Genomic DNA, 26,952 nt, shown 5'->3' with positions numbered 1-26,952 from the left:
CTATGTAAAAAATGAAATTATGTGCATAAATCTGCTGTTTTCCACTGTTTGTATGTATCATCTGCCGCCGTGTTACTGTTCCAGCTTAATCTGGTTCGACACGCTCAGCACAAGCCCCATCTCCAGCATCAGAAACAGGACCGATGTGCCTCCGTAACTGATAAAAGGAAGTGTAACACCCGTGTTGGGAATGGAGTTGGTAACTACGGCAATATTCAGGATAACCTGAATGGCGATATGGGACATCACTCCCACTACTATCATAGCGCCCAGAAGATCCGGGGCATTGCCTGCAATCACCATAAAACGGTAAATCATAAACATGAAAATCAGAATCAGGGAGATCGCTCCAAAAAGCCCCAGCTCCTCACAAATGATAGAGAAAATCATGTCGTTCTGCGCCTCGGGCACAAACCCCAGTTTCTGAAGGCTCTCTCCCAGACCTTTTCCAAAAAGGCCGCCGGAACCAATCGCGTATAATCCCTGCAGGACCTGGTATCCGCCGGACCGCGAGTACATGATGGGGTTCTTCCACACGTTGATTCGGCCCAGCTGGTAATCCTTCAGGATATGCATATTCACCAGAATATGCCCGATGTACGGAGCCGCCGCCAGAAGCCCGACTCCCGTTCCGATACAGGCGAAAAACGGCCACTTGATCTTACAGGCCACAAACATCATGACGAACACGATGCCGCAGATAATGATACCCGAACTCAGGTTGTTTGCCGTAACGAGCAGGGCTAACGGGAGGGAAAAACCGATGAGCACGAGGGCCGGTTTCGGTTTGTTGATTCTCGTTCCCAGCTCGGCTATGAAAACGGCCACAAAGAGTATCAGGGAAATCTTTACAAGCTCCGTGGGCTGGAACTGAAGAAAACTCGGTCCCAGCTTCAGCCATCTCTTTTTTCCGTGGGAAGCCACGCCGAGGGGGCTGAACATCGTCAGCAGCATTGTAATCCATGACAGGGCATAACCCAGAATAGCAAATCTGGCAAACCAGTGGTAATCAATCTTGGAGACCATGTACATGGCCACAAAGCTTCCGCCTGCAATCGCCGCCTGCCTGATCGCAAAGTACGCAGGGTTATCATAGTCCAACTGTGCCTTGTAGGAGCTGGCGCTGTAAATCATCACAAGTCCGAACGCAGTCAGGAAAATAATCGTAAACAGCAGACTGTAATCGTAGAAGCGATGCGCTTTCTTTTTCTTCTTTTTCCCCGTACCAGGCATTATTCCACTCCTCATCCCTAAGGTACGCCAAAACCATTATTCCCTATGAGATAAAGTCGGTTACAGGCCCCTTACATATTCTTTAAACTTGGTTCCCCGCTCCTCAAAGTTCTTAAATTGTCCCCAGCTTGCACAGGCCGGAGAAAGGAGCACGTTGTCGCCCGGATTCGCATAAGATGCACATACCTGGACTGCCTCCAGCAGATCCTCGGCATACATGATATCTGTAAATCCGTGACGTTTTGCACATTCTGCAATCTTATCCCTGGTCTGTCCGATCAGTACGAGATACCGCACTTTTCCGTCAAAGCTTTCAATCCACTCGTCGAATTCGGAATGCTTATCATAGCCGCCCGCAATTAGAATGGTCGGTCCCGGCATTGCCTTGATGGCCTGCATGGCGGCATCCGGGTTCGTACCTTTGGAGTCGTTATAATATTTTACGCCAAAGCGCTCCGTTACATACTCAATTCTGTGTTCAACCGCCTCAAAATTCTTAACTACTTCCTGAATCTTTTCCAGAGGAACACCCATATTCATGCTGATGGCAACCGCCGCCATTACATTCTCGTGGTTATGGCGTCCGAGAAGCTTCAGATCATGGATATCCACGATCTCCACCACTTTGCTTCCGTCATTGTAAACAATCTTTCCGTCGTCCAGATAGTATCCCTTCTTCAGGGTCTGGCGGCTGGAGAAATATACCACGTTGATCTTCAGCGTCTCACCGAACTCTCTCAATACGGAGTCTTCATAATTGAGGACACATGTATCGCCCTCTTTCTGGTTCTTCGTAATACCCTCTTTGACTTCAATGTAGCATTCCATTGTTTTATGGCGGTCCAGATGGTCTGGAGTGATATTCAGGATAGCGCTGACATTGGGACGGAAGTCCATAATCGTCTCAAGCTGGAAACTGGAAACCTCCGCTACGGTCACGGAATCCTCCACCGTCTCCAGTGCATGCGCCGTATATGGTTCCCCGATATTACCCACAACAAAAACGCTCTCGTAGAAAGATTTCATAATCTCCCCTGTCAGAGCCGTCGTCGTCGTCTTTCCGTTGGTTCCCGTAATCGCGGCCAGTTTACCTTTGGCACAGTGGAATGCAAGCTGGATCTCACTCCAGATCGGCACTCCCGCCTCGTCCAAAACCGCCACAAACGGAGCGTCCATCGGAATGCCCGGGCTGATAACTGAAAGTTCAACTCCCAGTAAATCCGTTCTCTTCAGTTCTCCGAGAACCACCGTCACTTTTGCGTCCTCGTCGAAATTCTTCTTAATCTTCTCTGCATCCAGCTTTTCATTTCCATCATAAAGAACTACTTCCCCGCCTTTGGCAAGAAGAAGTTTTGCAGCTGCAATACCGCTGATTCCTGTTCCTGCTACTAATACTTTTTGACTCATCGTCCATTCCTCCTATAATCCTAAGTAAGCTACAAGGCAAAGGATTGCCGTTATAATCGAAAATACAGCCACGACTCTCGTCTCCGACCAGCCGCAAAGCTCAAAGTGGTGATGGATCGGGGCCATCTTGAAAACACGTTTACCGCCTGACTTTTTAAAATAGGTCACCTGGATGATGACCGACAGGACCTCCACCAGATAAATCAGGCCCACGACGGCGATAAAGAGAGGCATCTGCATCATAAACGCGCTGGACGCCACAAAGCCTCCCAGAGCCAGGGAACCGGTGTCACCCATAAACACCCTGGCCGGATATACGTTGAACAGCAGGAAGCCTAAAAGACTGCCTACTACGGCGCCTGTAATCGGGCTGATGCCGCTGTTCTCACCGATGGCTACGATTGTAAAAAAGGTGGCCACCAGAATCGTCACGCTGGTACAGAGACCGTCCAGACCGTCGGTAAAATTTACACCGTTATCCGTTCCCAGGACGATAAAGAAAAGGGCCGGAACAAAAAGCCAGACCGGCATCTCCAGAACTTTCCCCGTAAACGGAATGAGCATTCCTGTTCCAATCTCATCAGATGTAATAATATAATAAGCGAAAATTCCCGTAATAATAATCTGGCCTACCAGCTTCTGCCCCGGATTCAGTCCTTCCGAGCGCTTCATGACAATCTTGATATAGTCGTCCAGAAAACCTATCACGCCGAAACCGGCTGTGACAAACAGAACGGGGATAATCTTCGGATAATCCTTCAGATAGAGCAGCGAAGTTATGATAATGCTCGAAAGAATTACCAATCCGCCCATCGTCGGAGTCCCCTGTTTTTTCAAATGTGCCTGCGGTCCGTCATCCCTGACCTGCTGCCCAAATTTCAGCTTGTGAAGAAACGGTATCACGATTGGACACAGAATCGCGCTGATTACAAATGCGATAATTACCGCCAGTATTGTCTCATTAACCATGTCACACCTCTAATTCTTATGTAGCCTCTGCCTTGTATTTTTCTATTATTCAAAATTTACTACATACGAAAATAGTATACGTCTTTTTAATGGAATAATCAACCTTTTTTCCGTGTGGTCCGCCTTGTAGTTGAGATGCGGGGGCGACTCTGTATGATGGCGGACGGGGTGGGGGAATTTGGTTGGTTGGGTCTTCAGTCCCGGTTTATTAAGTGTCGTGAAGGGGAATCCGGAGAAAAAAATTCCTTCGGGGACTCGCTTCCGCTTGTGGAATGCGAAGCGGGTGCTAGATTCGAAAAAACCTCATCAAGCACCGTCGGATTCCAAGGTCCCCTGCGGAAAGTTTTTCTCCTCCTTCCCCCGGGAAGATGATCGCCGGGACCGAAGACCGGGCAGGGATCGGCCCCGTCCGTCATTTTAAGAGCCTGACTGCCCCTTTCGTCAAATGGGGCGGAGGTATTGTCGCTGCCACTATACAGTTGTGAACGTCTTGCATCCTGACGCATCCAAAGATAAGTAGTGGCAGCGACAATATCTCCCTTCTTCAAGGAATAGAACAAATCAGTCCCCGCAGGCCGCGGTTTCGGGATGGCGGAAACCTTCGCGTCTTCAGTCCCGGGCCGTAACTTTCCCGTGGGGAAGGAGGGAGAAAACTTTCCGCAGGGGACCTTGGAGCCCGCCGGTGCTTAGCGAGGTATTATCGAGCTTAGCATCCGCTGTGCGCTCCACAAGCGGGAGCGAGTCCCCGTAGGAATTTTTTCTCCCGGATTCCCCACCCGCGACAACCTACATTCAGGGACTGAAGACTCATCCCCTCCCTCTCACCATCCCGACCCCCGGCCGTCCCGGCGGCGTTCTCATTCCTCTGACTCCTCCTCCGTCTTTGGAATCCCCAGATACGGAAGGATATTCTCGAATATGCTTCCCACAACCGGGGCCGCTATCGTGCCTCCGTAGTATACTCCCTCCGGTTCATCGATCGTGATCAGGGCGATTACCTGGGGATCGTCGGCCGGGGCGAAACCTACGAAGGAGGAAATGTATTTTTTCAGACTTCTTGGAAGTTTCTCGGAGGTCGCTGTCTTTCCTCCGATCCGGTATCCTTCGATTTTGGCGTTTTTACCGCTGCCCTCGGACACGACCTGTTCCAGGATGTAGCGCATTGTGCCGCTGGTCTCCTCGGACAGGATTCTGTCACCTAAGGGGAAATCGAAATTGTGCACCGAGCCGGTCTGGGGGCTGACCGATTTTACGGCCAGATGGGGCGTAACTCTGTTTCCTCCGTTGATGATAGACGATGCCGTCGTGATAAGCTGGAGCGGCGTGATCTGGAACGACTGGCCGAAGGAGACGGTGGCCAGTTCCACAAGGCCCATGTTCTCTTTCTTATGCATGATCGTGGCCGCCTCGCCGGGCAGGTCGATTCCCGTCTTTCCAAGCAGGCCGAACTGCGAAAAGTATTTATAATAATTGTCCACGCCTAGTCTCTGCCCTACGTCGATGAGGACGGGATTGCAGGAGTTCATCATTCCCTGCAGGAATGTCTCGCCTCCATGGCCTCCCACTTTATGGCACCTGATTTTTCGGTCCTCCACCACGCGGAAACCCGGGCAGGAGAACTGATCGGTCAGCCTTACGGCTCCGGCTTCGAGTCCCGCAGCAGCGGTCACAATCTTGAACGTGGAACCGGGTTCATACGTATCATTAATGCACTTGTTTCTCCACATCTGGTTCAGCAGGTCCTGGGAGCTTTTTCCGTTACCGTCGGCCGCAATACCCGGGATCAGGGTAAACGGCTCATTCAGGTTGAATTCCGGCACGTTTACCATAGCGAGAATTTCACCGTTCTTCGGGTTCATGACAACCACCGACACACTGTTCGCCTGTTTTTTCTCCATGACCTGATAGGCCGCCTGTTCGGCAAACTTCTGGATATTAACATCCAGGGTGACGACAAGGTCGTTGCCCGCCACCGGCTCGATCCGATCCTCCGCCGCGTTCTCGATTTCCACTCCCGCCGCATTGGAAAGCGTCAGGATTTTTCCGTCCTGGCCTTTTAAGTATTTCTCGTACTGGACTTCCAGCCCGATGATACCCTGGTTGTCTCCGCCGGTGAATCCCAGTACTCTGGAGGCCAGGCTGTCATAAGGATAATAGCGCTTATAATCCTCGTCTACCTTTACCCCGGCAAGTCCCTGGGCGCGGATCTTGTCTCCCTCCGCTTTATCCACGTTGGTCTTTATAATCTCTCGCGCCGAGTATTTCTCCACCTTTTTTCTGACCGTGTCTTCCGGCACTTCAAGTTCGTCGGAAAGCACCCGTATGACGTTTTCCGGATCTTTGATCTGGTTGTGCACCACCGATATCGTACATACTGTCCTGTTGTCGGCGATCACCACTCCGTTCCGGTCCAGAATCCGTCCTCTGGCAGCCTTGATCGTCCTCTCCCTCTGGTGCAGATCCTCCGCCATCTGGCTGTAATAGTCCGCTTTATAGATCATAAGGAAGAACAGCCTTCCGGTCAGTCCTGCCATGCACAGGCATAACATGATGCATACGAACGCTATTCTTCCTCTGTGATGTGTCTGATTTCTGTTCATGCGGTACCTTTATGCTTTCGTTGGTACAGTATATTAAAAAATCAGGATTTTATTCTTTAACATTGGTCCAGGCTGTTTTTCCCTGCCTGTCGCAGGCCCTTTTTAAGGGCCTTAAGCCGGCGGGCTTGGAGCCTGGCTGCTCTCGGGCGGCGCCCCGGTGCTGCCCGGCGGTTCCGTCATATCGTCTCCGGAGCTTTCAGGCGATGTGCCTGTTCCTCCCGGCATTCTGTCCGGATAATTATAGTCTTCCTCTCCGGAATCAATAAATTCGTCATCAAAGGACGGCCATGTTTCCATCGGAGCCGTACTTTCTCCGCTTTCACCGGTCTCTTCCTGGGTCTCGGAGATTTCTCCGCTTGTGATTCCCTCTTCTCTTCCCGCCAGTTCCTCATCCTCCTGAAGTCCTGTGTCGGTATCCGGGAATACGTTCATATAGGGAAGAATTTCCGCCATGATTTTACTTGAAATTTCACTGGCAAACCTGGAATGCGCCTGTTCCTCTCCCGGCAGGTTCGGCGTGTCCAGCACGACATAAACAAGAACCTGTGGATCATAAGCGGGAGCATAACCAATAAAGGATACAAGGTAATTTTTCTCTTCACGCGGCTGCTTCTGGGCCGTACCCGTCTTGCCGGCCACCTGGTATCCTTCTACTGCCGCAGCACCCGCCGTACCGCCCACGCCGGAAACGGTCTGGTAAAGCGCATCATTGATAAATCTCGACGTGCTCTCGGATACGGTCTCGCGGACCAGTTTCGGGCTGCTCTTCTGAACTACGGCGCCCTGGTCGTTCAAGACTCTTCTGACCACATGCGGTTCATAGTAGGAGCCGCCGTTAATCAGGGAGCTGTATGCGGCCGCCATCTGAATCATCGTACAGTTGTAGTTCTGTCCGAAGGCGTTTGTCGCAAGATCGACGGGCCCCATCTTGTCCGCCCTGTATACAAGGCCTGCTGTATCGGCTTCTCCCGGAAGGTCAATTCCCGTTTTGGAACCAAAGCCGAAAATACTCTGGTATTTGCTGAATTTTTCTTTGCCTTCCAGACGCACGATATTCATCATGACGACGTTACACGACTTCATGAGTCCCTGCGTAATGGTCAGAGGGCCGTGGCCGCTTCTGGCAACACAGCGGATTTTCCACTTGTCAAGCTGGAGCATACCGCCGCACTCAAACGTCTCATAGCCGCTGATAGCCCCCTCCTCGATGGCTCCCGCCACGGTAAACGCTTTCTGCGGGGAACCCGGTTCAAAGGTATCGCTGACGCAGAAGTTCCTCCACATCTTATACCAGTTATCCGCCTTTGTCTTCTCATCCATGGCGGCCTGTTCTTCCTGGGTATAGTAACGGTCCATATTATAAGGATCGTTTAAATCGTAACGGATGTTGGTGTCCATCGCAAGGATCTCCGCATTATTGGGATCCATGACGATGACGGCCGCCACCTTGCTTCCAATTCCTGCCTGCCATTCGTCGATATATTTCTGGCAGATTTTCTGGATATTGGTGTCAATGGTCAGCTCCAGAGTTTCTCCGTTTCTGGCCGGTTTCACTACCCTCTCCAGATTGGAGTCGTCGTTTAAATAACCGTATTCCCTGCCATTGACTCCGGTGAGGACATCATTATAAAACTGTTCCACTCCGCCGGAGGCATTGCCGTCCTTCATCGCAAAACCGATGACGTTGCAGGCCAGATCTTTGTATGGGTAAACTCGTTTGTATTCATCCTCAAACCACACTCCGGTGATTCGTTTTTTGCCTCCTTCATCGGCGGCCAGCTTTCTGTACTCATCGTTTTTGGCCTGTTTCAGGTTTTCAAACTGCTCCTTCTGCTCCGCCGACATCTGTTTTTCATAGATAACATAGTAGCTGTCTTTTCTGTCGTTTATCAGTTTCCTCAGCTCTTCACGGTCGTAGCCAAAGCATTCGTTCAGGGCGTCTAACGTCGCCTCCAGATATTCATAGCTCTCATCATTTTCCAGAATCTGCTTGGGGTCCAGGATCAGGTTATACACTTTCTCACTGATGGCCAGATATGTTCCGTTTCTGTCCACAATATTTCCGCGCTTAAAGGGGATCGTCCGGCTCTCGTAATCCTGGTGGCTCAGAACGATCTGGTTATAGTCTTCCCCTTTACTTTTCACAATATTATATAGCACTAAGACAAGTGCAAACAAAGCCAGCGTAATTACCATTACGGTAATCGCCAGCTTTTCCTGCATATATTTCCGAAAGGTCTGTTTATTGTTAGTGTTTTGGGATGTCCTCATACTGCCTTACATACTCACTTTCCGTTTTATTATACAAAAGAATCTGGTTCTTATTGGCATATACCATGCCAAGTTCTTCTGTAGCGACTTTATATACATGATCCAAGTCAACGTAAGTGTCGATTCTTGTCTGAAGGGCATCATTTTCGGATTTCAAATGTTCAAGTTTAAGCTCCAGCGCTTCTATATTGTTGATTCTTGTCGTGATTGAAGCCTGAATGTGCAGATAATTCATGCACAAAAACAGCGTGATTACTGCTGCTACAGTCAAAGCAAAGACATAAGGCCCGTCCATATAGAGGGCTTTCTCCCTGTTTCTCCTCACAACGTGGCTGCGTCTGTAGTCGTCCTGTACCCTGCGCTCCGGCTTTGTCTGCGTCGTAGTTCTATTTACTTTTCTCACGGTATTGCCGTCTACATAAGTACCGGCATATTCAGGATGTCTTCTTCTGGCAGCCATAGGTTTTACCTCCTATTTTTCTCAAACACCCTCAGTTTTGCGCTCTTGGAACGCTTGTTTTCTGAGAGTTCTTCCTCTGACGGTAGGATGGGCTTACGTGTCACCACGCGGCCCCTGCTCTTCTTTCCGCACATACACACAGGGAAGTCGGGCGGGCAGGTACACGGATTTTCATTCGTCCGGAAACGGTTCTTTACAATCCTGTCCTCAAGGGAATGGAAGGTGATAATGGAAAGCCTCCCCCCCGGAGCCAGAAGATCCGTCATGGTATCAATCGAATTCTCCAGAACCTCCAGTTCCTTGTTCAGCTCTATACGGATTGCCTGAAAGGTCCGCTTGGCCGGATGGCCTCCCGTAGCCCTCACCTTGGCCGGAATTGCGGCTTTTATAATCTCAATCAGCTCTCCCGTCGTCTCAATCTCTTTTTCCTGCCGTGCTCTGACAATGTGTTTTGCGATATTCTTCGCAAATCTGTCTTCTCCATAATCTCTGATGATATGGAACAGTTCTGATTCAGTGTAGTTATTTACAATATCTTTCGCAGTCTCCGTATTTCTCTGGTCCATTCTCATATCGAGGGGGGCATTGTCCTCCCTGTAAGTGAATCCCCGGTCCGCCGTGTCAAGCTGATAGGAGGAGACACCTAAATCCAGGTAAATCCCATCTGCCTCTTTTATGCCCAGTTCTCTTAAAACCGCTTCGATATTCTCATAGTTGCTTCTAACAATTGTTACTTTATCTCCGAATTCTTTCAGACGTTCGGATGCTGCCGCGATGGCATCGGCATCCTGATCAATTCCGATCAGCCTTCCGCCCTCTCCGAGTCTCCTGCACACTTCGTATGCATGTCCGCCTCCGCCCAGGGTCCCGTCCACATAAATGCCGTCCGGCTTTATGTTAAGGCTTTCGATTGTCTCATCTAAAAGTACTGATTTGTGTCCAAATATCATATTCCAAGGCCTTCCATGTTCTCTGCAATTTCGTCCATGTCGTCATAGACGTTCTTTTCGGTCCAGGTTGCTTTGTTCCAGATCTCGATCCGGCTTCCCACTCCCACCAGAACCACTTCTTTTTCCAGGTTCGCAAATTCCCTGAGCACGGCGGGGAGAAGGATTCTTCCCTGCTTGTCCACCTCACAGGCGGAAGCTCCGGCCAGGAAAAAACGTGAGAACTTTCTGGCATTTGTATTCGTAAGCGGCAGTGACTGGAGCTTTTCTTCGAAGTTTTTCCACTCAGAATTATCATACACAAAGAGACAGCCGTCTAAACCCTTTGTCACGACAAATTCGTCTCCCAGCTGTTCCCTGAATTTGGAGGGGACAATTAATCTCCCCTTCGCATCGATTGTATGATTGTATTCACCCATGAACATAGCAATCACCTGTCATCCATTGTGCTCCACTTCGTTTCCACCTGGTACCATTTGGCACCACTTTCCACCACTTTCTACCACTTTGTATTCTAATTCTAGTACATATGTAAGGAAATAGCAAGAAATATTTATAAAAAAATACAGAAAACGGGTGGTAAGATCTGGGAATCTTACCACCCGTTTTCATGTACTTCTACATATGTAATTCACTTAGTAACCGGCTACAACATATTGATTTAATAACTGATCAAGCTCTACACTGCACTGATAAATCACTTTATATTCATCCTCCGTGTCAATGCTTCTATTCAACCGTTCCCTTGCGTTTTCGATTTTACTGATCAATTCTTCTCTCGCATTTGCCATATCCTACTCTCCTTTTGTTAATGCTGTCTTCAGTTGTGGCGCTGTCGAAGGATATTGTTGTCATTGTTGTAAAAACTATTTGCACAAACCGGTATTCCAGACCCTCAATCCAGGAATACAGTCTTAAACTCCAGATATCCGATGCCAGCAATCGCGGGCGCGTTTACAGACAAGGATGTTTGTAAATGCTTCCTCGATATATCTTCATTTTAAGTCCTGATCCCCTAAAAATCAAACTAATTCGGCCGATAATATTCGACAAAAATTGACGTGAAGTACCTTTTTATCAACCAATTCCCTTATAAATGATACCCAGGATAAATACGATAATCGTAAGCGGGACATAGAGTCCGCAGGCAATTTTACCGAACAGGGGCGGCAGTTTTTTTCCTCTCCCCTGCTCCATTTCTTTCCTGATTTCTTTGTATCCAAGAATATAATAAATGGAAACCGCTCCGAGCACCGCTCCAAACGGAACCACCATAATGGTGATGAAATCCATCCAGCTTCCGACGGAAGGCTCCGCTTCCAGAAAGACGCCGACTCCAAAGCAGATTACTCCGCATAGGAGAACCGCGAGTTTTCTTGGTACCTCAAACCTATGCTGGATACTTTCGATTACCGCTTCAAACATATTAATTAAAGAAGTGATTCCTGCAAACACCACGGAAAGGAAGAAAATAACAGCAAAGATCTGCCCCATCGGCATCTGTGCGAAAATCTTCGGAATCGTGATAAACATCAGGGACGGACCGGCACCCGGTTCAATGCCGAATGCAAAAACAGCCGGCATGATAGCCAGGGCTGCAAGAAGAGCCGCCACCGTGTCAAACATTGCCGTGCGCAGTGAAGCGCCCACAATATCTGCATTTTTATTAAGGTAGGAACCGTATACGATCATTCCGGAACCCGTGATAGACAGGGAGAAAAATGCCTGTCCCATGGCCATAACCCAGGTATTCACATCCTTCAGACGCTCCCACTTCGGTACAAATAGAAAGCTGTAGCCTGCGGACGCGCCCGGCAGGAAAAATACCCTGACCGCCAGGACGGTAAAGAGCACAAAGAATATAGGCATCATCACACGGTTTGCACGCTCAATCTGTGTAACAGACCCCGTGATCAGGATCACGACTGTAATCAGCACCACTGCCAGATGCCACGGCAGGCTTCCGAAGCTGCCCGTAGCCTGTGCAAAGTACGCGGCCGACTCCTCCGAAAGAATGGCGCCGGACAGCGAACCGCCCAGGGAGCGCAGCACCCAGCCGATGATAATTGAATATCCAATGGCGATTCCCAGAGAACCAAGGAGCGGAATCCAGCCGAGCAGACGCCCCACTTTCCCCTGCCCCCTGTGAGCCCAGCAATATTCATAAGAACCAAGCGTTCCTGTCTTTGCCCTTCTCCCGATGGCAAACTCCGCCGACAGGCCGGTCAGGCCGAACAGGCAGATGAAAAAGATATAGGGAACCAGAAAGGCTGCTCCTCCGAACTGACCCAGACGGTATGGAAACATCCATATATTTCCCAGGCCCACCGCGGACCCTACGCAGGCCAGGACAAAACCCAGCGAACTGCTGAAATTACCATTTTTGTGACTCATGAAATAAACCTCCTCGTTGTTATGGTGGAAAGTCCGCATGCGGGCCTTTCATCATTGGTTACGGTGAAAAAACTGTAACTGCGCTTTTCACCGTGTGAGCGCATCTGCCGGTTCGGCTCTTTTCCGGCTGAATATCTGCCATATTCATGCCTGGCCGGGACAAACGGGCTTACTATGCCGCTTTAAACGGCAAAATCATTTCTATCATAATATATCCTGCATATAAAAGCAACTTATTTTATTAGGACGGTAATAATTGCCGGACAGTATGATTGAACCTCTTTTATTAAGGAAGGAACACTAACGGAAAATGGTAAAGACGGCGGATATGTTTTGCTTTGGCCGCTTGACATAGAAGAGAATTTCGATGATAATGAGTTTATTCACTCATCAAAATTTGCTATGGAGGTAGGCTTATGAGGTACTCAGATGATCCGGGCGACAGAGGGGTCCGGAGGGCGCGCAACAGTCCGCGGAGTCCCCGTGTCTCCAAGGATCCGGGGGAACGGAAACAGGAAATTATCGAGACGGCTTTGGAACTTCTGGCGGAGAAGGGATATCATGATTTGAACGTACAGGATATTACGGACAGGATGAATGTTTCGCCAGGACTCTGTTACCGCTATTTTAAATCTAAAACCGACATTTTTGCCGCTGCATCCGAATTCTATGCCATGAAGATGGTGGAACAGGTGAAGCTCCCTCTCTCCCAGGAAATTTCTGTAACCGAAAAACTGAAACTTGTGATAAACCGCATCTTTGATTTCACAAAAAAACATAAAGAATTTGAGTCTCGATACAGTGAGGGGGAGGATATCCGGGCCATTTATCTGGATCATGTCGCGGAGCAATGGGCTCTCATACTGCTCCCGGTTATCGACCAGGGCGTGAAGGAGGCTGTTTTTCACTGTGTTGATGCGGCAGCCGCCACCCGTTTTCTGATTTTCGGCCTGGTCCATACCTTCCACCGGAATATACCCGCACAAAATACGGAGGCGTATATGACTTCTTATCTCGATTTCACCCATGAAATGTTCTCACGCGTTTTAGGTGTCCCGGCAGATTCGTTCCGTTAACAGACGTCCCTATAAATAGTCTGTTTTTTAATCCTATCAACGCTTTAATTGAACACTGGAACGGTTCTCAGACGGTTGCAGCGCCGCACGGAACAGTTCCGGTGTTTTTTTATCTTCATTGAATGAGTAAATTTATTTATTGACAGCAGGAAGGAGTGTATAGTATTATTGAATGAGGAAATTTACTCATTATAATAAAAGGAAGGTGATCTCTTTGCAGCTCGGATACTCCGGTGAAAATTATTTAAAAGCGATCCTGCTGCTCCATCAGAGCCAGGATGAAGTCAGGGCGGTGGATATTGCCGCGCGTCTGGATTTTACAAAGGCCAGCGTCAGCCGCATGATTAAGAACCTTTCAGAGCAGGGTTATGTCACGGTGGAAAAAGGCAATGTTTGTCTGACCCCGGACGGCTGTCGGGCGGCAAACCGCGTTTATGGGCATTTTCTGGCGCTCCGGCAATTCCTGACACAGTATCTGGGAATTATGCCGGAGACTGCGAAACTCGATGCCGGTGCCATGGAACATTTCATCAGTGACGAAACATTTGAAGCCCTGATAAAAATGATGAACCGGAATGGAGGTGAATGAACCGATGATCTCATTTCTTATAAAGCGCTGGATTAAAGACAGTGAAAATATCTCCTCTCCCGCCGTACAAAGGGCATATGCAAAATTATGCAGCAGCGCCGGGATTTTTTTCAATCTTCTCCTTTTTATGATCAAGCTGTTTACCGGCCTGCTAAGCGGCTCCGCATCCATCACTGCAGACGGATTTAACAATCTTTCGGACGCTGCTTCTTCCGTCGCTTCGTATCTCGGCTTTTGCCTTGCAGGCATCGGGGCAGGCGAAAATCACCCCTTCGGCCATGGACGATATGAATGGCTCATGGGCTTTTTATCCTCCGCCGCGGTATTTATGGTCGGCGCCGCTTTGGCGGGGAATTCGATTGCCGCTATTCACTCCCCCACCCCGGTCCACTTTAATTTCTCCATATTTTTCGTTCTCCTGTGCTCCGTCCTTATTAAATTTTACATGTATTCCTACAACAAAAAAATCGGAAACAGAATCGGCTCCTCCTCCATGAAAGCCGCTGCCGCCGACTGTATCAGCGATATGGTATCTACGTCGGCCATCATTGCATCCCTGATTGTGGAACGTCTTACCGGCCTACATATTGATGGATGGTGCGGAACCCTTGTTTCCCTTTTCATCATGTTTTCCGGCCTGAAATCCATGGGCGGGGTGGTGCAGAGACTGATGGGGGAAGCTCCGGACAAAAATCTGGAGGAAAAAATCAGCTCCTGCGTCATGCGTCATCCGGAAGTATGTAAAATCAGCAATCTCCTGATCCACGACTACGGAATGGGCCGCTATGCCGTTTCCATGCATATCGGCGGAGCTGACGCGGCGCTCACGGAACAGACGGTTCAAGCAGAACAGGCGGTTCAAATGAGCCAGATACCGCAAATAGAACAGTGGATGCAAATGGAGCAGAGGCCGCATATGGAGAAAAAGCCGCAAATGGATCAGATCGCCCAGGAAATTACATATGAGCTTTTCTCCTCCCTGGACTGTGACGCCACAATCCAGACCGAGCAGCTCATCACCGATGAAGCCGTCATAGCTCCTATACGCAGCAGCGCGGAACAGGTGATTAAAAAATTCGAGGAAACGGCTCTCATCAGGGAACTGAGGCTGGTAAACGCCGGTTCCCACACCAGTGTATTTCTAACGGCCGCCTGCTCCAGACGGCTGCAAAAGAAAGAAGCCGCTGTAAGGCAGGCGCTCCGGGATTCCATTTGTGAGGGGAATGACCGGTATCAGATTATTCCAAAATTGGTGATTGCTCCAATCGGCAAGAAGAAAAATTGAATTATGGTTTTCAGCGTTTTAGCTGTTACCGTTGACAATAACACCTCCCTGCTATATAATGTACTTATTGTATAAGTACATTATATAGCAGGGAGGTGCCATGTGGATATCATTATCAGCAGTAATACAAGCAAGCCGATTTATGAGCAGATAACCTCACAGATCAAGGCATTGGTTATGAGCGGCGAACTGCAGACCGGGGACCCAATTCCGTCGATGCGCTCGCTGGCAAAATCACTTCATATCAGCGTCATCACCGTTCAGAAAGCGTACGAAGATTTACAACGGGACGGATTTATTGAGACGACCGTTGGACGGGGCAGTTTCATATCGGCGCAGAACAGGGATTTTATACAGGAAGAACAGCAGCGCCTTGCGGAAATGCACCTGCAGGAGGCCGCGGAAATCGGCCGGACAAACGGAATATCCCTTGAGAAATTAACGGAACTTCTAACCCTTTTCTATGCGGAGGAACAATAATATGGCTCATATACTGGAAGTAAAAAACCTATCCAAACGATATGCAAAATCAGGATTTGCCCTAAAAAACGTATCTTTCAACGTTCCTTACGGTTCCATCGTGGGCTTTATCGGAGAAAACGGAGCCGGCAAAACCACGGCTATAAGCTGTATCCTGAACGTCCTTTTTAAAGACAGCGGAACTATTAAAATCCTGGGTTCCGAAATGACGGACGGCGACAGCGCGCTCCGCGAAGAACTAGGTGCCGTATTTGACGCAGGCAGTTTCCCTGATCAGCTCGACGCCCGGAAATTGTCCAGTATCATGCAGGGCATTTACACAAAATGGGATCAGAATCTGTTCACAGATTACCTGAACCAGTTCCAAATCCCGGCCGATAAGAAAATCAGCGCCTTCTCCAGGGGAATGTTAATGAAGCTATCGATTGCCGCCGCCCTGTCCCATCGGCCTAAGCTGCTCATATTAGACGAGGCCACCAGCGGCCTGGATCCGATCGTCAGGGATGAAATCCTGGATGTATTTTTAGATTTTGTACAGGACGAAGAGCACTCCATCCTGCTCTCCTCCCACATCACAAGCGATCTCGAAAAAATCGCCGACTATATCGTATTTATCCACAACGGTGAAATCATCCTGACCGCCCCAAAAGACGAATTAATCTACGACTACGCCGTCGCCCGCTGCAAAACCTCACAGTTTTCACAGATAGAAAAATCCGATATTATCACCTACCGGAAGCGCGACTACCAAACCGACGTACTGGTCAAAAACCGAAAAGAAATAGAACGGAAATACAAAAATCTCACGCTGGACACCGTTTCAATCGACGATATCATGCTTCTGCTCATAAAGGGGGAACGAATATGAAGGGCTTATTATTAAACGAATTTTATTCCGCAGTCGGAAACATCAAACTGTTCCTGTTCATCGCATTGGCCGCCGCGCTTTCCCTAATCATAACAGGAAATCCCACGGCTCAGGAATTATTTGTCTACATTACCATCACGGCATTGTCCGTAAACGCCGTAGTAAGTTTCCGCAAAGACGCCGTCTCCAAATGGGACAAATATGAAATCACAATGCCCGTACACCGAAAAGACATCGTCCGGAGCAAATATATATCCTACCTGTTCTGGCTCCTGTTCGGAACCTTCCTGGCTCTGACCGTCACCATACTGGCAGCCATAATCCACAAAACCACCACCTGGCTCCCAGGAGCAGGCACCCTCCCTTCCATGTTCACCCTCGGAATCGGAATCTCCCTCCTGACCGGAGCGCTCTTCTACCCGCTATCCTATCTGTTCGGCATAGAAAAAAGCGAAACCATCCTTATCATAAGCATCATAACCGCCATCCTGTTATCAATCGTAACCCTGAACATCCTCAACCATTACCTCCCATCCTTCCCCACCAGGATGACCGTTTTCATTTTACTGTACACAGCCTCATTTACCCTATCATACAAAATAGCGCTGTCACTATACCTGAAAAAAGAATTTTAACCGCGCATTTTAAAAGCAAAAGTACATCCCCGCCACACACTCCCTCCCCCTCCGCACTTGAGAAAATCCGTCCCCAAGCGATGCCGGATGGCGGGCGGGCCGCAGCCTACCCGGTCTTCAGTCAGTTCGACGTAGTTCCCGGGGAATTCGGGAGAAAACATTCCGCAGGGGACCTGGGAATCCGCCGGTGCTTAACGAGGTCTTACACGAGTTTAGCACCCGCTGCGCATTCCAAAAGCGAGAGCGTGTCCCCGTAGGAATATTTTCTGCCCGCATTCCCCCTCGAGACTCCCTCCCCCAGGACTGAAGACCACACACACTCCCACTCCCCGCCCGCCATCCCACCTATCACTTCCCGCATTTTCTCAATTAAATTCCCTCTTCCTTTTCCCCCCAATTTATGGTATTCTATTCTGGTACGCCCAGGCGTAAACAGCGATAAATGAACAATGAACTTTATAAGTTACTGTACACACCGATCTGCGTTGTGTACAATAACACGCTTCGCGATGCACAGAAACGGCAAAAAAGCCGTTTCGCGCCGTGTAACTCGGGATTTTTGTGCAAAATGCGCATGAAAACACCTCGCGGGATATTGCCTGTGAACAGTAACCTTTGTAAACAGCTTGCTGTTTATCAATAATAGAAAGGATGTTTATTATGAAATTAGGTATTGTAGGCCTGCCGAACGTAGGTAAAAGTACTCTCTTCAATTCCCTGACAAAAGCCGGCGCAGAATCCGCCAATTATCCGTTCTGTACCATCGATCCCAACGTGGGCGTCGTACCGGTTCCCGACTTCCGCCTCGGAAAGCTTTCCGCTCTCTATAATTCTGAAAAGATTACCCCGGCCGTAATCGAATTTGTAGATATTGCAGGCCTTGTAAAGGGTGCATCCAAGGGTGAGGGCCTCGGCAACCAGTTCCTCTCCAATATCCGTGAGGTGGATGCCATCGTGCACGTAGTGCGCTGCTTCGAGGATCCCAATGTCATCCATGTGGACGGCAGCGTCGACCCGCTCCGCGACATCGAAACAATCAACCTGGAGCTGATTTTCTCCGATATGGAAATCCTGGAAAGAAGAATTTCCAAGACGAATAAGAGCCTGATGGGCAATAAAGCCCTTGCAAAGGAATTAGAAACGTTAAAAACGCTCTATGCTCATCTGGAAGACGGCAAACTGGCAAGAAGTTTTGAAACTGAGGATGAGGACGAGCTTGAATTTATCAATTCTCTAAACCTGCTTACCTGGAAACCGGTGATCTTTGCGGCAAACGTCTGTGAAGACGATCTGTCCGACGACGGGGCGAATAATGAATATGTAGCCGCCGTCCGCAAATTTGCCTCCGAAACGGGCAGCGAGGCCTTTGTCATCTGCGCACAGATTGAGCAGGAGATCGCGGAACTGGACGAGGAAGAAAAGAAGATGTTCTTAGAGGATCTGGGCCTTACGGAATCCGGACTGGAGAAACTGATCGCCGCCAGCTACCGCCTCCTGGGCCTAATCAGCTACCTGACGGCAGGACCTCAGGAAACACGCGCCTGGACCATCAAGGTCGGCACAAAAGCGCCTCAGGCAGCCGGTAAGATCCATTCCGATTTTGAACGCGGCTTTATCAAGGCCGAGGTTGTCAACTATCAGGATCTTCTGGACTGCGGCACCTACACGGCCGCCAAGGAAAAAGGACTGGTCCGGATGGAAGGCAAGGAATATGTGGTAAAAGACGGTGATGTGGTTCTCTTCCGTTTTAACGTATAAAATGGTATCAATCCGTACTGCAAAGAGACTGCTGCAAAATCAATCTCAATAAATTAAGATAATAAAAAAGGGTGAGTCATACAAACTGATGTATACTCACTCTTTTTTATTGCCTGAATAGCAAAAAAACAGCTCAAAAGGCCGTATAGGAATTTATACCGTCATGCGAAAACCCCTGATTTCATGCGGGGGCCATTTTCATGTGCGGGGGAATCGGGGTCCCACCGAAAACAACCGCGGCAAGCAGGGCAGGAGTATATGCACTCACACAAAACGCTTGTTGGGTACTGGAACTAGAATCTATGAAACTGCATAGGTAAATACATTCAAATCTACAATTTCTTTACCGCCCCAGTTCTTCTCTTGAACAGTATCGGGCTCTTTTATAAAACCATTTTTTATCAGTGCTTTTTCAGAAAACACATTTTCAGGCATGACAAATGCTTTCAACTTTTGAACGCCCAAATCTTTACAAAGGTAATCCATTATAAGCCTTACTGTATCAGTCGCAATCCCTCTGTGCCAATACGATTCGTTTATGCGGCAGCCAATCGTTATTTGGTTCATTCTTTTTTTATAATCGAACAGCTCTGCAAGTCCTATGAGCTTATTAGGTTCATCGCACAGATAAATACCTGCAATAATCAGTTTCTTTTTATCGAAATCTCTCCCGCCGAGGTTTCTAATTGCAGCTAGCAAATTTCCCTTGCTTTTTCTATACAGGAATGGAGGTACATATTGATAGACGTTAGGATTATTCGTAATTTCCATAAGGTCGTCCACATCACCTTCAACCATTTTCCTGATGATAATATGGTCATTTCTTAGGTATGGAAATGCTTCAAACAGGTCTGCCATTGTATCACCGCCCTCGTTCGTCTTATACGCCTAAGGCGAATATTCTTGTTCCTTATACTCTAAATTTTAATGTCAAGTCGTTTCATCTATTCTTATATTGTACCTCAAGTCCTTATGAAATCAGGGCGGGAATTTAATTCCCTATTCATCAACCTTTCCAGCCTCGTTGTTCTTATATGAAGCCGACTGTACAAACTCAAACGCCGCTATTTTTGAATAAGTCAAAACAAGTTGTTAAAACAATATAGCTGAAGATGAACAGATAAAACGGGTTATCGGGTTATCCCATCGAAAAAGGATGCTATTGCATATCAACCGGAACATAAACGTCCATATAAGTAACATCCTCTCTTACATAGGTCTCCTCCATACAGATGCGGTTCTCATAACTTTGGGCTGCCATATGGCGTGCGTTTGCATATTCAAAAATTTTTCCATAAGCTCCGGGGATCTTCTCCCAGGGCGCCGAGAAGGGGTCTGTAATGGTAATCACCGCATAGTGATCCGTGTCTTGGACAGCCAGTTCTGCTCCCTCACAGGAAGGAACAAAATCCTCTGGAATGATATACGCCGCCACATACCCATGCAGTCCAAATCTTTCCTTCTGTTCTTCAGAGACAAAGGGGAAATCCCAGCCAATCCTTCTTGGGGTATAGCCGGGAGTATCAAGCAGCCCGCTGTTTTTTGCCCAACGCTCCATATATTCCATTGCATCCGTTTCGGGATTCGGGCTGATTACGACATATCTGGCGAGCCTGAATTTTTCCACCGTCTTCAAACTGATTTCACTATATACCTGATTCATTTCTCATCCTCCTGACGTTTAAATTTAAATCTGCTCCTCCAACTCCTTCATACCTGCAATCAATACCTTCAATGAGAGGTTGAAGCTATCCTCCACCGGCAGTACGTGGCCAAACGCGTGGTTATTTACTAATAAGGAAAAGCCTTCCAAAAATGCCCGGAAAGTGCGGATCAGATGATCACAGTTCTCTTCTGAAATGTTTAATGAGGCTGTAATTTTCGAGCAGATTAAAAACAGCCCGTCCGTAGCTCTCCCCGCTTCGTCGTTCTGGTATTTATTATACCAAAGCATGGCGCTGAACACGCCGGGGTTTTCCGTCGCGTACCGATAGAATGCCCTGCATATCGCTTCCCACGCGTCATATCCGCTGACGCCCACCGCAGCCTCCAGCATCCGTTCTTCCATGTGCCGCCAGCCATAGAGCATCAGTTCATTTTGCAGATCGTCAAGCCCCTTAATATGATTGTAAAGGGACGGAGGCTGTATATGTAAGCTGTCCGCCAGTCGTTTTAATGTCACTGCTTCAAATCCCATGCTGTTTGCTAACTGGGCTGCTTTTTCAATTACGACACTTTTGTCAAGACCCGCTCTAGCCATAATATACCTCCAAAAGCTATTATCAATAGTATTATAACTATTTATATTAGTTTTGTAAAGAAGATCTATCTTTATCGTCGTTTGTAATTGTTGTTACTGCCAAACCGCTCTGCGTTATAAAAATAACACGTTTCATGCTGTTAATCCGGGATTTCCAGTGCGGGATTTCCAGTGCTGTACATGATACACGCAAGTGGTCCGATATCATTTGCGCCTATGCAAAATACTGTATCGTCCCGTCGGAAAAAATCCCGGCTTTCGTCCCTTCTCCGTGGTCTTTCCTCAGAAGATCCATCGCCTCCTCCCACGTCTTCACCCACACCACGCGTTTCTTTCCGTCTACATCGCCGAAGCCCCCATAAGGGACTGCCGCATTACTTTGACGGCTGCTGTTCAAAGACCAACGGCCGTTCCCTTCCACATTTTCAACTCCTCTTCCTGTCAAGAAATGCCTTCGCATCCTTTGACACCACAAGGATAAGCACACTGACCATATAGATCGTCGTGATGAAAAACAATACCCACACATAAAACGAAACCATGCCTCCCAGCACAAATCCCGTCACAGTAAAGGCACCGAACACGGCCGCTATGCCGTTCAGCGCAGTCAGCAGGTATTTAGCCCACCTGTGTCCCTGGTAAAGAAAATACCAGACAATGCAGCTCAGAATAATCCTTATCAAATTAACCGAAACTGCAACGGTGCACAGTTCCGCAGCCGCTCCGCCCGCAATTACTCCAATTATATAAATCTGCCCCTTTTTCTGCTGTTCTGTCATACTCTTCTGCCCTTTCCTCTTATAGTTTCGAAAGCTATTTTCCATTATACCATATTCATCCCATTTTCCAATCATGTTTCATTTGCCTTCCTGCTTTTTGCATAAAAACATGTTTTCGGTAATAGATTGTAATAAACAAATCCGGAGGGCTTTTTATGAGCTCTAAAACAAAAATAGTAGTGCTGCGCATGAAGGAAATTATTTACACTGCCATCTTTATCGGTCTGGGGATCCTTTTGGTAACGTTATTCCTTATCATGTTCCATCCGAAAAAAGACGCCGCCCAGACGGCATCCGACAGTGTACAGTACATACCGGGCGTATACACAGCCTCTCTTGTCCTTGGCAGCCAGAATGTCAATGTGGAAGTAGCCGTAGATGCGGATCATATCAATTCCATCAGCTTCTCCCCTCTCAGCGATTCAGTCGCAACCATGTACCCGCTGATGGCTCCGTCAATCGCCCAGCTTTCCGAGCAGATCTGCCAGACGCAGTCGCTGGAAAACCTCTCCTATCCCGAAGGCAGCCAGTATACTTCACAGGCGCTGGTAAGTGCAATCCGTACCGCGCTGGACAAAGCTTCATCAAATTGATGCAAAACACACCGCGCCAGGCGATAAGGGCGGAAACAGGGACAGAAAATTCCGGGCAATACAGAATTTTCTGTCCCTGTTAAATTGTCCATTTTTTAACATATTTTTCTGATTTTTCTGTTTTTTATTGTATTTTATCAAACACAGTGAGATAATGGACGCATGTTCTGGTTTCTGCGCAGTGGCTGCGACCGGTTCGGAACGGTAAAAGGCGCTTCACACAGCGGGAAACCAAAAAATGGGGAGGAATTATTATGAACGAAACGGGGAATTCATTCATCACTATCGACCTGACAAAAATCAGGTCCAACATGGAAAAAATCAGAAAACACGTAGGGCCGGATGTGGAAATTATGCCTGTGCTGAAGGCGAACGCATGCGGCCATGGCCTGATCCGCACCGCGGACTGGCTGATAAGCGAATGTAATATCAGAAGACTGGCCGTAGCCCAGGTGCGCGAGGCGCAGGCGCTGAGGGAAGCCGGAAACCGCGCGGAGATTATGGTGCTTGGAGGAGTGCCGATTAACAATCTGCCCTATGCGGTGCAGGAGGATCTCATTCTTCCGGTCTTCCGCACTCAGGATGCCGCGCTTTTGTCCGGACTGGCTCTGAAAAGCGGCAAAAAGGCCCGCGTCCATATAAAGATAGACACTGGATTAGGACGCATCGGCGTAGAAAAGGGAGAGCAGCTTGAGGATCTCCTGGATGGCATCCTGCCCCTTGAGGGACTGGAAATCGAAGGCGTTTTCACCCATTTCGGCGAGGCCGAGGTAGCCAACCCGGAATTTACCGAACAGCAGATCAGGGATTTTGAGGAGGCGGTCGGACAGATACGGACAAGAGGCATTCACCCGCGCTACGTCCACGCCACCAATACCCCATCCACGGTACGGTTCAAAAAAGCCCACTATAATATGGTGAGGACAGGCCTCCTCTGGCTGGGTTATGATCCCTGCCTCGACGAGGAAAACCGTCTGGGCCTGGAAACGGTGCTGGACTGGAAGACATTTATTACCAATAAAAAATATGTCCCTGCCGGAAGGAGCATGGGTTACTGGAGAAGCTTTACGGCAAAGCGCGACACCGTAGTCGGAATTGCCAGCTTCGGGTATGGGGACGGCTACCTGGAAGATTTAGGAAAAAAGGGCGGCTATGTGCTGATTCACGGCAAACGCGCCCCCATCATTTCCGTCTGTATGGATCAGACGTTCTTAGATATCACGGATATTCCAGAAACGGAAATCGGTGATACGGTCACGCTGATCGGCCGGGACGGTGAGGAAAAAATCGACGCGTTTGACCTGGAAAAGATCACAGAGAATTCCTATGTCGTTTACCTCTGTAACATCAGTGAACGCCCGGTGAAAATATACAAAGATCAGGAGTAGATAATCTTTACTCATAACGGCATCTCACAAAAACAGGACAATCTAAAAACAGAGAAACTGCTTATGGGTTTGACAGTGAAAGCAAAACTCTTTGTTCCGGTAAAACCTGCCTGAAAAAAAATGAATACTCGATAGATAAAATAGCAGCCGGATACAGCCCGCCTGCTATTTTTGTGACTGGATACCGGTAACACGCATTATTTTTTACAAAATATAAAACAGGTATTGACCCTCACGTACCGTGATACTGTATAGTAATATCAGAAGGAAAGTTTCATGCATAACTTCCTCTCTATCTTCAAAGAATCATACCGGTAGGATTCGCCCGTAAATATGCAGAGTGTAAATATCTAGTTAGTATATAAGCAGACAGACAGCAAATAAGGAAATAACAGGAGGCAGGTAATATGATGACTGTAAAACAGGTTTCATCGCTGACCGGTGTCAGCGTAAGGACCCTTCAATTTTATGACGAGATTGGACTGTTTAAACCATCGGAGGTAACGGATGCAGGATACCGTCTGTATGATGACCGTGCTTTGGAGGTGCTGCAGCAGATTCTGTTTTTTAAGGAACTCGATTTTACCCTGAAAGAGATTAAGGTCATCATGGAGAGTCCCGGGTTCGATAAAACGGAAACCTTCATAAAGCAGCGCGAACTGATACAGATGAAACGTGACAGGCTGACTTCCCTGTTGGGACTTCTGGATAAGCTGATCGAAGGAGAAACGTGTATGGATTTCAGTAATTTTGATATGGAACGGTATTTCACCGTTCTGGAAGAATTTAAAAAAACAGAACCGGAAAAAATCGAAAAACAGATGGGCGGCATGGAGCGCTTTGACGAGATGCTCCTGGATTTAAAATCTCGCGAAGATGAAATTGCCGCAATAGCCGTCAAACAGTTCGGAAGCATTGAAAATTTTACAAAGGCAATGGAAAAAAATTTCCAGACCTTCCTGTCGGATGGCCCATCCATTGCCCCGGAGGTGGTGGACGGCCTTATCGAAAAGACCGATGAAATTACCAGAAGACTGACCGCCGATTTGAGTAAAGACACTTCATCCGCGGAAATCATGGCGATTACCGAAGAACTCATTTCTTTTACCCGGGAATGCAATAAAGGCATCGATATGGGAGAAAACTACTGGCAGTTTATGGCCGACACTTACGTGGCCTCCCCCGCTTTTACCGAGGTGACCGATAAAAAATACGGAACCGGCGCATCGGCATTTATCAGCCGCGCCCTGAAGGAGTATCTTAAAAGGCGGCAATGACGGATAAAAAGCAGCCGCAAAAAGCCTGTATAAATGCCCTGCAAGGACAGTAAATTCTGTCTCTGCAGGGCATTTGCTTATCTTAATTTGTTTATTTTAACCTTCTTATTTTAATCTGATTATAAAACAGGCCCATTCAGCAGGCACTGTTTCACCGCTTCCAGAAATCCTCCCGCATAGATGCTGACGGAGGAAACCGCATCGCCTGCGTAGCCGGAATCCGAAAGGAGGCCTTGCTCCGTCTGGTTCTCCACCAGGTATCCGGCCAGCGTATCCGCCTGCTCATACCACTTCGGACCGTTTTCCGTCATCGTATACTGCCCCTCTTCGGAAAGCTGTCTCTTTCCGGTCCCCTCTGCATTCACCGCATCCCATTTGAGTTCAATGATTTTATGATCCTTTACCGTCATGGAAATCGCGTCGCAGAAGCCGTTGTCGTCGGCCTGCCCGCTCTTCCAGGAATACTCTCCGTCGTCCGCAGCCGCCAAAAGCGCATCAAGGCTCATGTGGGAGGTGTCGCCTTTTGCCAGAAGGAGGCATTTTTTCAGGCAGTCGATAAATCCTCCGATGTGGATGCTGACCGAGGAAACCGCATCGGAGGTTCCTCCGTCGTTCATCAGGCCTTCCGTCGTCTGGTGCTCCATCACATAGCGGGCCAGCTCATCCGCCTGTTCATACCACTTCGGACCGTTTTCCGTCATCGTATACTCGCCTGCTTCGGACATCTGTCTTTTACCCGTTCCGTCCGTCTGTACGGCATCCCATACGAGCTGCGTAATTTTATTTCCACTTATTTCAATTCTGATTTCGTTATAAAAACCGTTTTCATCCGGCTCGGCGTCGCGGTAAACGTAGGCTCCGTCCTCTATCTCATTCAAAAGTTCAGCCACCTCGGGCAGGGCTTTTTCGGCATTCTCCTGGGCAACCTCCTGCTCAATAATCGCAGCCAGTTCGGTGCCCTCTTTCACCGCTCCGCGCACACAGCTGGCCATGGCCGTCTTGACCGCATTGCTGGTCATCGTGGCGCCGGATACGCTGTCTACACTGTGAGTCTGCTTCATCCAGATATCCTTTGAAAGCTTCACGGCCGCCGCCTTTCCAATCTCCGGCGTTTCATCCGGAGCGTTCACTTTAACATCCTCTATTCCGTATTCTGAAAATCTGGCGGTCACGGTAATCGGTCCGCCATATCCTCTTGCACTCCCCTCGTAAGTTCCTTCATTATAAATCGGCACATCCGACACCGGCAGGTTTCTGCCCGCTATGGATTTATAAAGAGGCCCTGAAAACGCAATCAGTCCTCCCGCCAGTACAATCATGATTCCTGCCCCGGCAAGTCCTGCCGCCATATTGTTCTTTCCGTTGTTCTTGTCGTTTTTCTTCACGTTTCTCGAATCCTTTCCTTTTTCATCGGCTGGTGTTTCTGATACATGGGAAAACTTCCCCCGAATAGTATACAGGAACATGGCATGATATTCAATAAATTTTATAGAAATTATATATTTTTGCAAATATAGGAAAAATTTACAATCCTTGAACCGACGGATAGCTTTATCCTGTTTCCGACACCAATCAAAATATCCGGCCAGACCGGGAATATTTTGCCCTTAGTCTGGCCGGATACCTTTATTTTATTCGTTTTCCGCCAATTCCGTATTCAGCTTCCGCTTTCCAGATATAGTT

At 48.3% G+C, this 26,952-nt stretch carries 26 protein-coding genes; 10 read left to right on the top strand and 16 right to left on the bottom strand.

The genetic code is table 11. From position 1 onward, the window contains the following. Nucleotides 1–72 precede the first annotated feature (72 nt). From EJL91_RS14840 to EJL91_RS14795, 10 genes are all read right to left on the bottom strand, one after another. Nucleotides 73–1,233 (bottom strand): FtsW/RodA/SpoVE family cell cycle protein, encoded by a 1,161-nt coding sequence (locus tag EJL91_RS14840; protein WP_125142730.1) that lies wholly within the window; start codon nucleotides 1,231–1,233, stop codon nucleotides 73–75. Between the two features lie 60 nt (nucleotides 1,234–1,293). Then, the gene (gene murD, locus EJL91_RS14835) at nucleotides 1,294–2,640 is read right to left on the bottom strand and encodes a UDP-N-acetylmuramoyl-L-alanine--D-glutamate ligase (RefSeq protein WP_125142729.1); all 1,347 of its coding nucleotides are present in this window, start codon (nucleotides 2,638–2,640) and stop codon (nucleotides 1,294–1,296) included. A 12-nt stretch (nucleotides 2,641–2,652) separates the two neighbouring features. Further along, nucleotides 2,653–3,609 (bottom strand): phospho-N-acetylmuramoyl-pentapeptide-transferase, encoded by a 957-nt coding sequence (gene mraY / locus EJL91_RS14830; protein ID WP_125142728.1) that lies wholly within the window; start codon nucleotides 3,607–3,609, stop codon nucleotides 2,653–2,655. An 857-nt stretch (nucleotides 3,610–4,466) separates the two neighbouring features. Further along, a complete protein-coding gene (locus tag EJL91_RS14825) occupies nucleotides 4,467–6,209 on the bottom strand; it encodes a peptidoglycan D,D-transpeptidase FtsI family protein (RefSeq protein WP_125142727.1) in 1,743 nt (580 codons plus the stop codon). Between the two features lie 111 nt (nucleotides 6,210–6,320). Then, a complete protein-coding gene (locus EJL91_RS14820) occupies nucleotides 6,321–8,432 on the bottom strand; it encodes a peptidoglycan D,D-transpeptidase FtsI family protein (RefSeq protein WP_243125364.1) in 2,112 nt (703 codons plus the stop codon). Between the two features lie 25 nt (nucleotides 8,433–8,457). Then, a complete protein-coding gene (locus EJL91_RS14815; RefSeq protein ID WP_125142726.1) occupies nucleotides 8,458–8,940 on the bottom strand; it encodes an FtsB/FtsL family cell division protein in 483 nt (160 codons plus the stop codon). Nucleotides 8,941–8,945: 5 nt separating this feature from the next. Then, nucleotides 8,946–9,890: a 16S rRNA (cytosine(1402)-N(4))-methyltransferase RsmH gene (rsmH, locus tag EJL91_RS14810; protein WP_125142725.1), complete on the bottom strand. Its 945-nt coding sequence runs from the start codon at nucleotides 9,888–9,890 to the stop codon at nucleotides 8,946–8,948. Continuing rightward, the gene (gene mraZ / locus EJL91_RS14805) at nucleotides 9,887–10,312 is read right to left on the bottom strand and encodes a division/cell wall cluster transcriptional repressor MraZ (protein WP_125142724.1); all 426 of its coding nucleotides are present in this window, start codon (nucleotides 10,310–10,312) and stop codon (nucleotides 9,887–9,889) included. Before mraZ ends, rsmH begins: the two co-directional genes overlap by 4 nt. A 210-nt stretch (nucleotides 10,313–10,522) precedes the next feature. Beyond that, a complete protein-coding gene (locus EJL91_RS14800; protein ID WP_125142723.1) occupies nucleotides 10,523–10,678 on the bottom strand; it encodes an aspartyl-phosphate phosphatase Spo0E family protein in 156 nt (51 codons plus the stop codon). A gap of 286 nt (nucleotides 10,679–10,964) precedes the next feature. After that, complete coding sequence (locus EJL91_RS14795; RefSeq protein ID WP_125142722.1) at nucleotides 10,965–12,281, bottom strand: sodium-dependent transporter; 1,317 nt, start codon at nucleotides 12,279–12,281, stop codon at nucleotides 10,965–10,967. 416 nt (nucleotides 12,282–12,697) lie between these two features. Here EJL91_RS14795 and EJL91_RS14790 point away from each other — a divergent pair, with 416 nt between their 5' ends. The 7 genes from EJL91_RS14790 (at nucleotide 12,698) to ychF (ending at nucleotide 18,972) form a co-directional block, all read left to right on the top strand. Then, complete coding sequence (locus EJL91_RS14790; protein ID WP_125142721.1) at nucleotides 12,698–13,357, top strand: TetR/AcrR family transcriptional regulator; 660 nt, start codon at nucleotides 12,698–12,700, stop codon at nucleotides 13,355–13,357. 214 nt (nucleotides 13,358–13,571) lie between these two features. After that, the gene (locus tag EJL91_RS14785) at nucleotides 13,572–13,946 is read left to right on the top strand and encodes a metal-dependent transcriptional regulator (RefSeq protein WP_164516850.1); all 375 of its coding nucleotides are present in this window, start codon (nucleotides 13,572–13,574) and stop codon (nucleotides 13,944–13,946) included. A gap of 4 nt (nucleotides 13,947–13,950) precedes the next feature. After that, entirely contained in the window at nucleotides 13,951–15,231 is a 1,281-nt protein-coding gene (locus EJL91_RS14780) for a cation diffusion facilitator family transporter (RefSeq protein ID WP_164516849.1), read from the top strand. A gap of 102 nt (nucleotides 15,232–15,333) precedes the next feature. Next, nucleotides 15,334–15,711, top strand: a complete 378-nt coding sequence (locus EJL91_RS14775; RefSeq protein ID WP_125142718.1) for a GntR family transcriptional regulator — start codon at nucleotides 15,334–15,336, stop codon at nucleotides 15,709–15,711. Between the two features lies 1 nt (nucleotide 15,712). After that, nucleotides 15,713–16,579: an ABC transporter ATP-binding protein gene (locus EJL91_RS14770; protein WP_125142717.1), complete on the top strand. Its 867-nt coding sequence runs from the start codon at nucleotides 15,713–15,715 to the stop codon at nucleotides 16,577–16,579. Further along, nucleotides 16,576–17,214, top strand: a complete 639-nt coding sequence (locus EJL91_RS14765; protein WP_125142716.1) for an ABC-2 transporter permease — start codon at nucleotides 16,576–16,578, stop codon at nucleotides 17,212–17,214. Before EJL91_RS14770 ends, EJL91_RS14765 begins: the two co-directional genes overlap by 4 nt. 660 nt (nucleotides 17,215–17,874) lie before the next feature. Beyond that, nucleotides 17,875–18,972: a redox-regulated ATPase YchF gene (gene ychF, locus EJL91_RS14760; protein ID WP_125142715.1), complete on the top strand. Its 1,098-nt coding sequence runs from the start codon at nucleotides 17,875–17,877 to the stop codon at nucleotides 18,970–18,972. Nucleotides 18,973–19,272: 300 nt separating this feature from the next. Here ychF and EJL91_RS14755 read toward each other — a convergent pair whose 3' ends face one another. From EJL91_RS14755 to EJL91_RS14735, 5 genes are all read right to left on the bottom strand, one after another. After that, on the bottom strand, nucleotides 19,273–19,830 hold the full coding sequence (locus EJL91_RS14755; RefSeq protein WP_125142714.1) for a GNAT family N-acetyltransferase: 558 nt from the start codon (nucleotides 19,828–19,830) through the stop codon (nucleotides 19,273–19,275). Nucleotides 19,831–20,131: 301 nt separating this feature from the next. Continuing rightward, on the bottom strand, nucleotides 20,132–20,635 hold the full coding sequence (locus EJL91_RS14750) for a hypothetical protein (protein ID WP_125142713.1): 504 nt from the start codon (nucleotides 20,633–20,635) through the stop codon (nucleotides 20,132–20,134). A 24-nt stretch (nucleotides 20,636–20,659) separates the two neighbouring features. Further along, complete coding sequence (locus EJL91_RS14745; RefSeq protein WP_125142712.1) at nucleotides 20,660–21,232, bottom strand: TetR/AcrR family transcriptional regulator; 573 nt, start codon at nucleotides 21,230–21,232, stop codon at nucleotides 20,660–20,662. Between the two features lie 214 nt (nucleotides 21,233–21,446). After that, the gene (locus tag EJL91_RS14740; protein ID WP_125142711.1) at nucleotides 21,447–21,653 is read right to left on the bottom strand and encodes a hypothetical protein; all 207 of its coding nucleotides are present in this window, start codon (nucleotides 21,651–21,653) and stop codon (nucleotides 21,447–21,449) included. A gap of 4 nt (nucleotides 21,654–21,657) precedes the next feature. Further along, nucleotides 21,658–22,086, bottom strand: coding sequence for a hypothetical protein (locus tag EJL91_RS14735; RefSeq protein WP_125142710.1), 429 nt, complete (start codon nucleotides 22,084–22,086; stop codon nucleotides 21,658–21,660). A gap of 80 nt (nucleotides 22,087–22,166) precedes the next feature. Between EJL91_RS14735 and EJL91_RS14730 the strand changes: the two genes are divergently transcribed. The 3 genes from EJL91_RS14730 (at nucleotide 22,167) to EJL91_RS14720 (ending at nucleotide 25,269) form a co-directional block, all read left to right on the top strand. Continuing rightward, nucleotides 22,167–22,604, top strand: a complete 438-nt coding sequence (locus EJL91_RS14730; RefSeq protein ID WP_125142709.1) for a hypothetical protein — start codon at nucleotides 22,167–22,169, stop codon at nucleotides 22,602–22,604. Nucleotides 22,605–22,858: 254 nt separating this feature from the next. Then, on the top strand, nucleotides 22,859–23,992 hold the full coding sequence (alr, locus tag EJL91_RS14725) for an alanine racemase (protein WP_125142708.1): 1,134 nt from the start codon (nucleotides 22,859–22,861) through the stop codon (nucleotides 23,990–23,992). 407 nt (nucleotides 23,993–24,399) lie between these two features. Next, the gene (locus tag EJL91_RS14720; RefSeq protein WP_125142707.1) at nucleotides 24,400–25,269 is read left to right on the top strand and encodes a MerR family transcriptional regulator; all 870 of its coding nucleotides are present in this window, start codon (nucleotides 24,400–24,402) and stop codon (nucleotides 25,267–25,269) included. 119 nt (nucleotides 25,270–25,388) lie between these two features. Here EJL91_RS14720 and EJL91_RS14715 read toward each other — a convergent pair whose 3' ends face one another. Further along, entirely contained in the window at nucleotides 25,389–26,654 is a 1,266-nt protein-coding gene (locus EJL91_RS14715) for an FMN-binding protein (RefSeq protein WP_243125363.1), read from the bottom strand. Between the last annotated feature and the right edge of the window lie 298 nt (nucleotides 26,655–26,952).

Origin of the sequence: Clostridium transplantifaecale, assembly GCF_900626075.1 — a bacterium.
In the GTDB taxonomy this organism is placed as follows: Bacteria; Bacillota; Clostridia; order Lachnospirales; family Lachnospiraceae; genus Otoolea; species Otoolea transplantifaecalis.
This window is presented reverse-complemented; position numbering and strand designations above follow the sequence as displayed.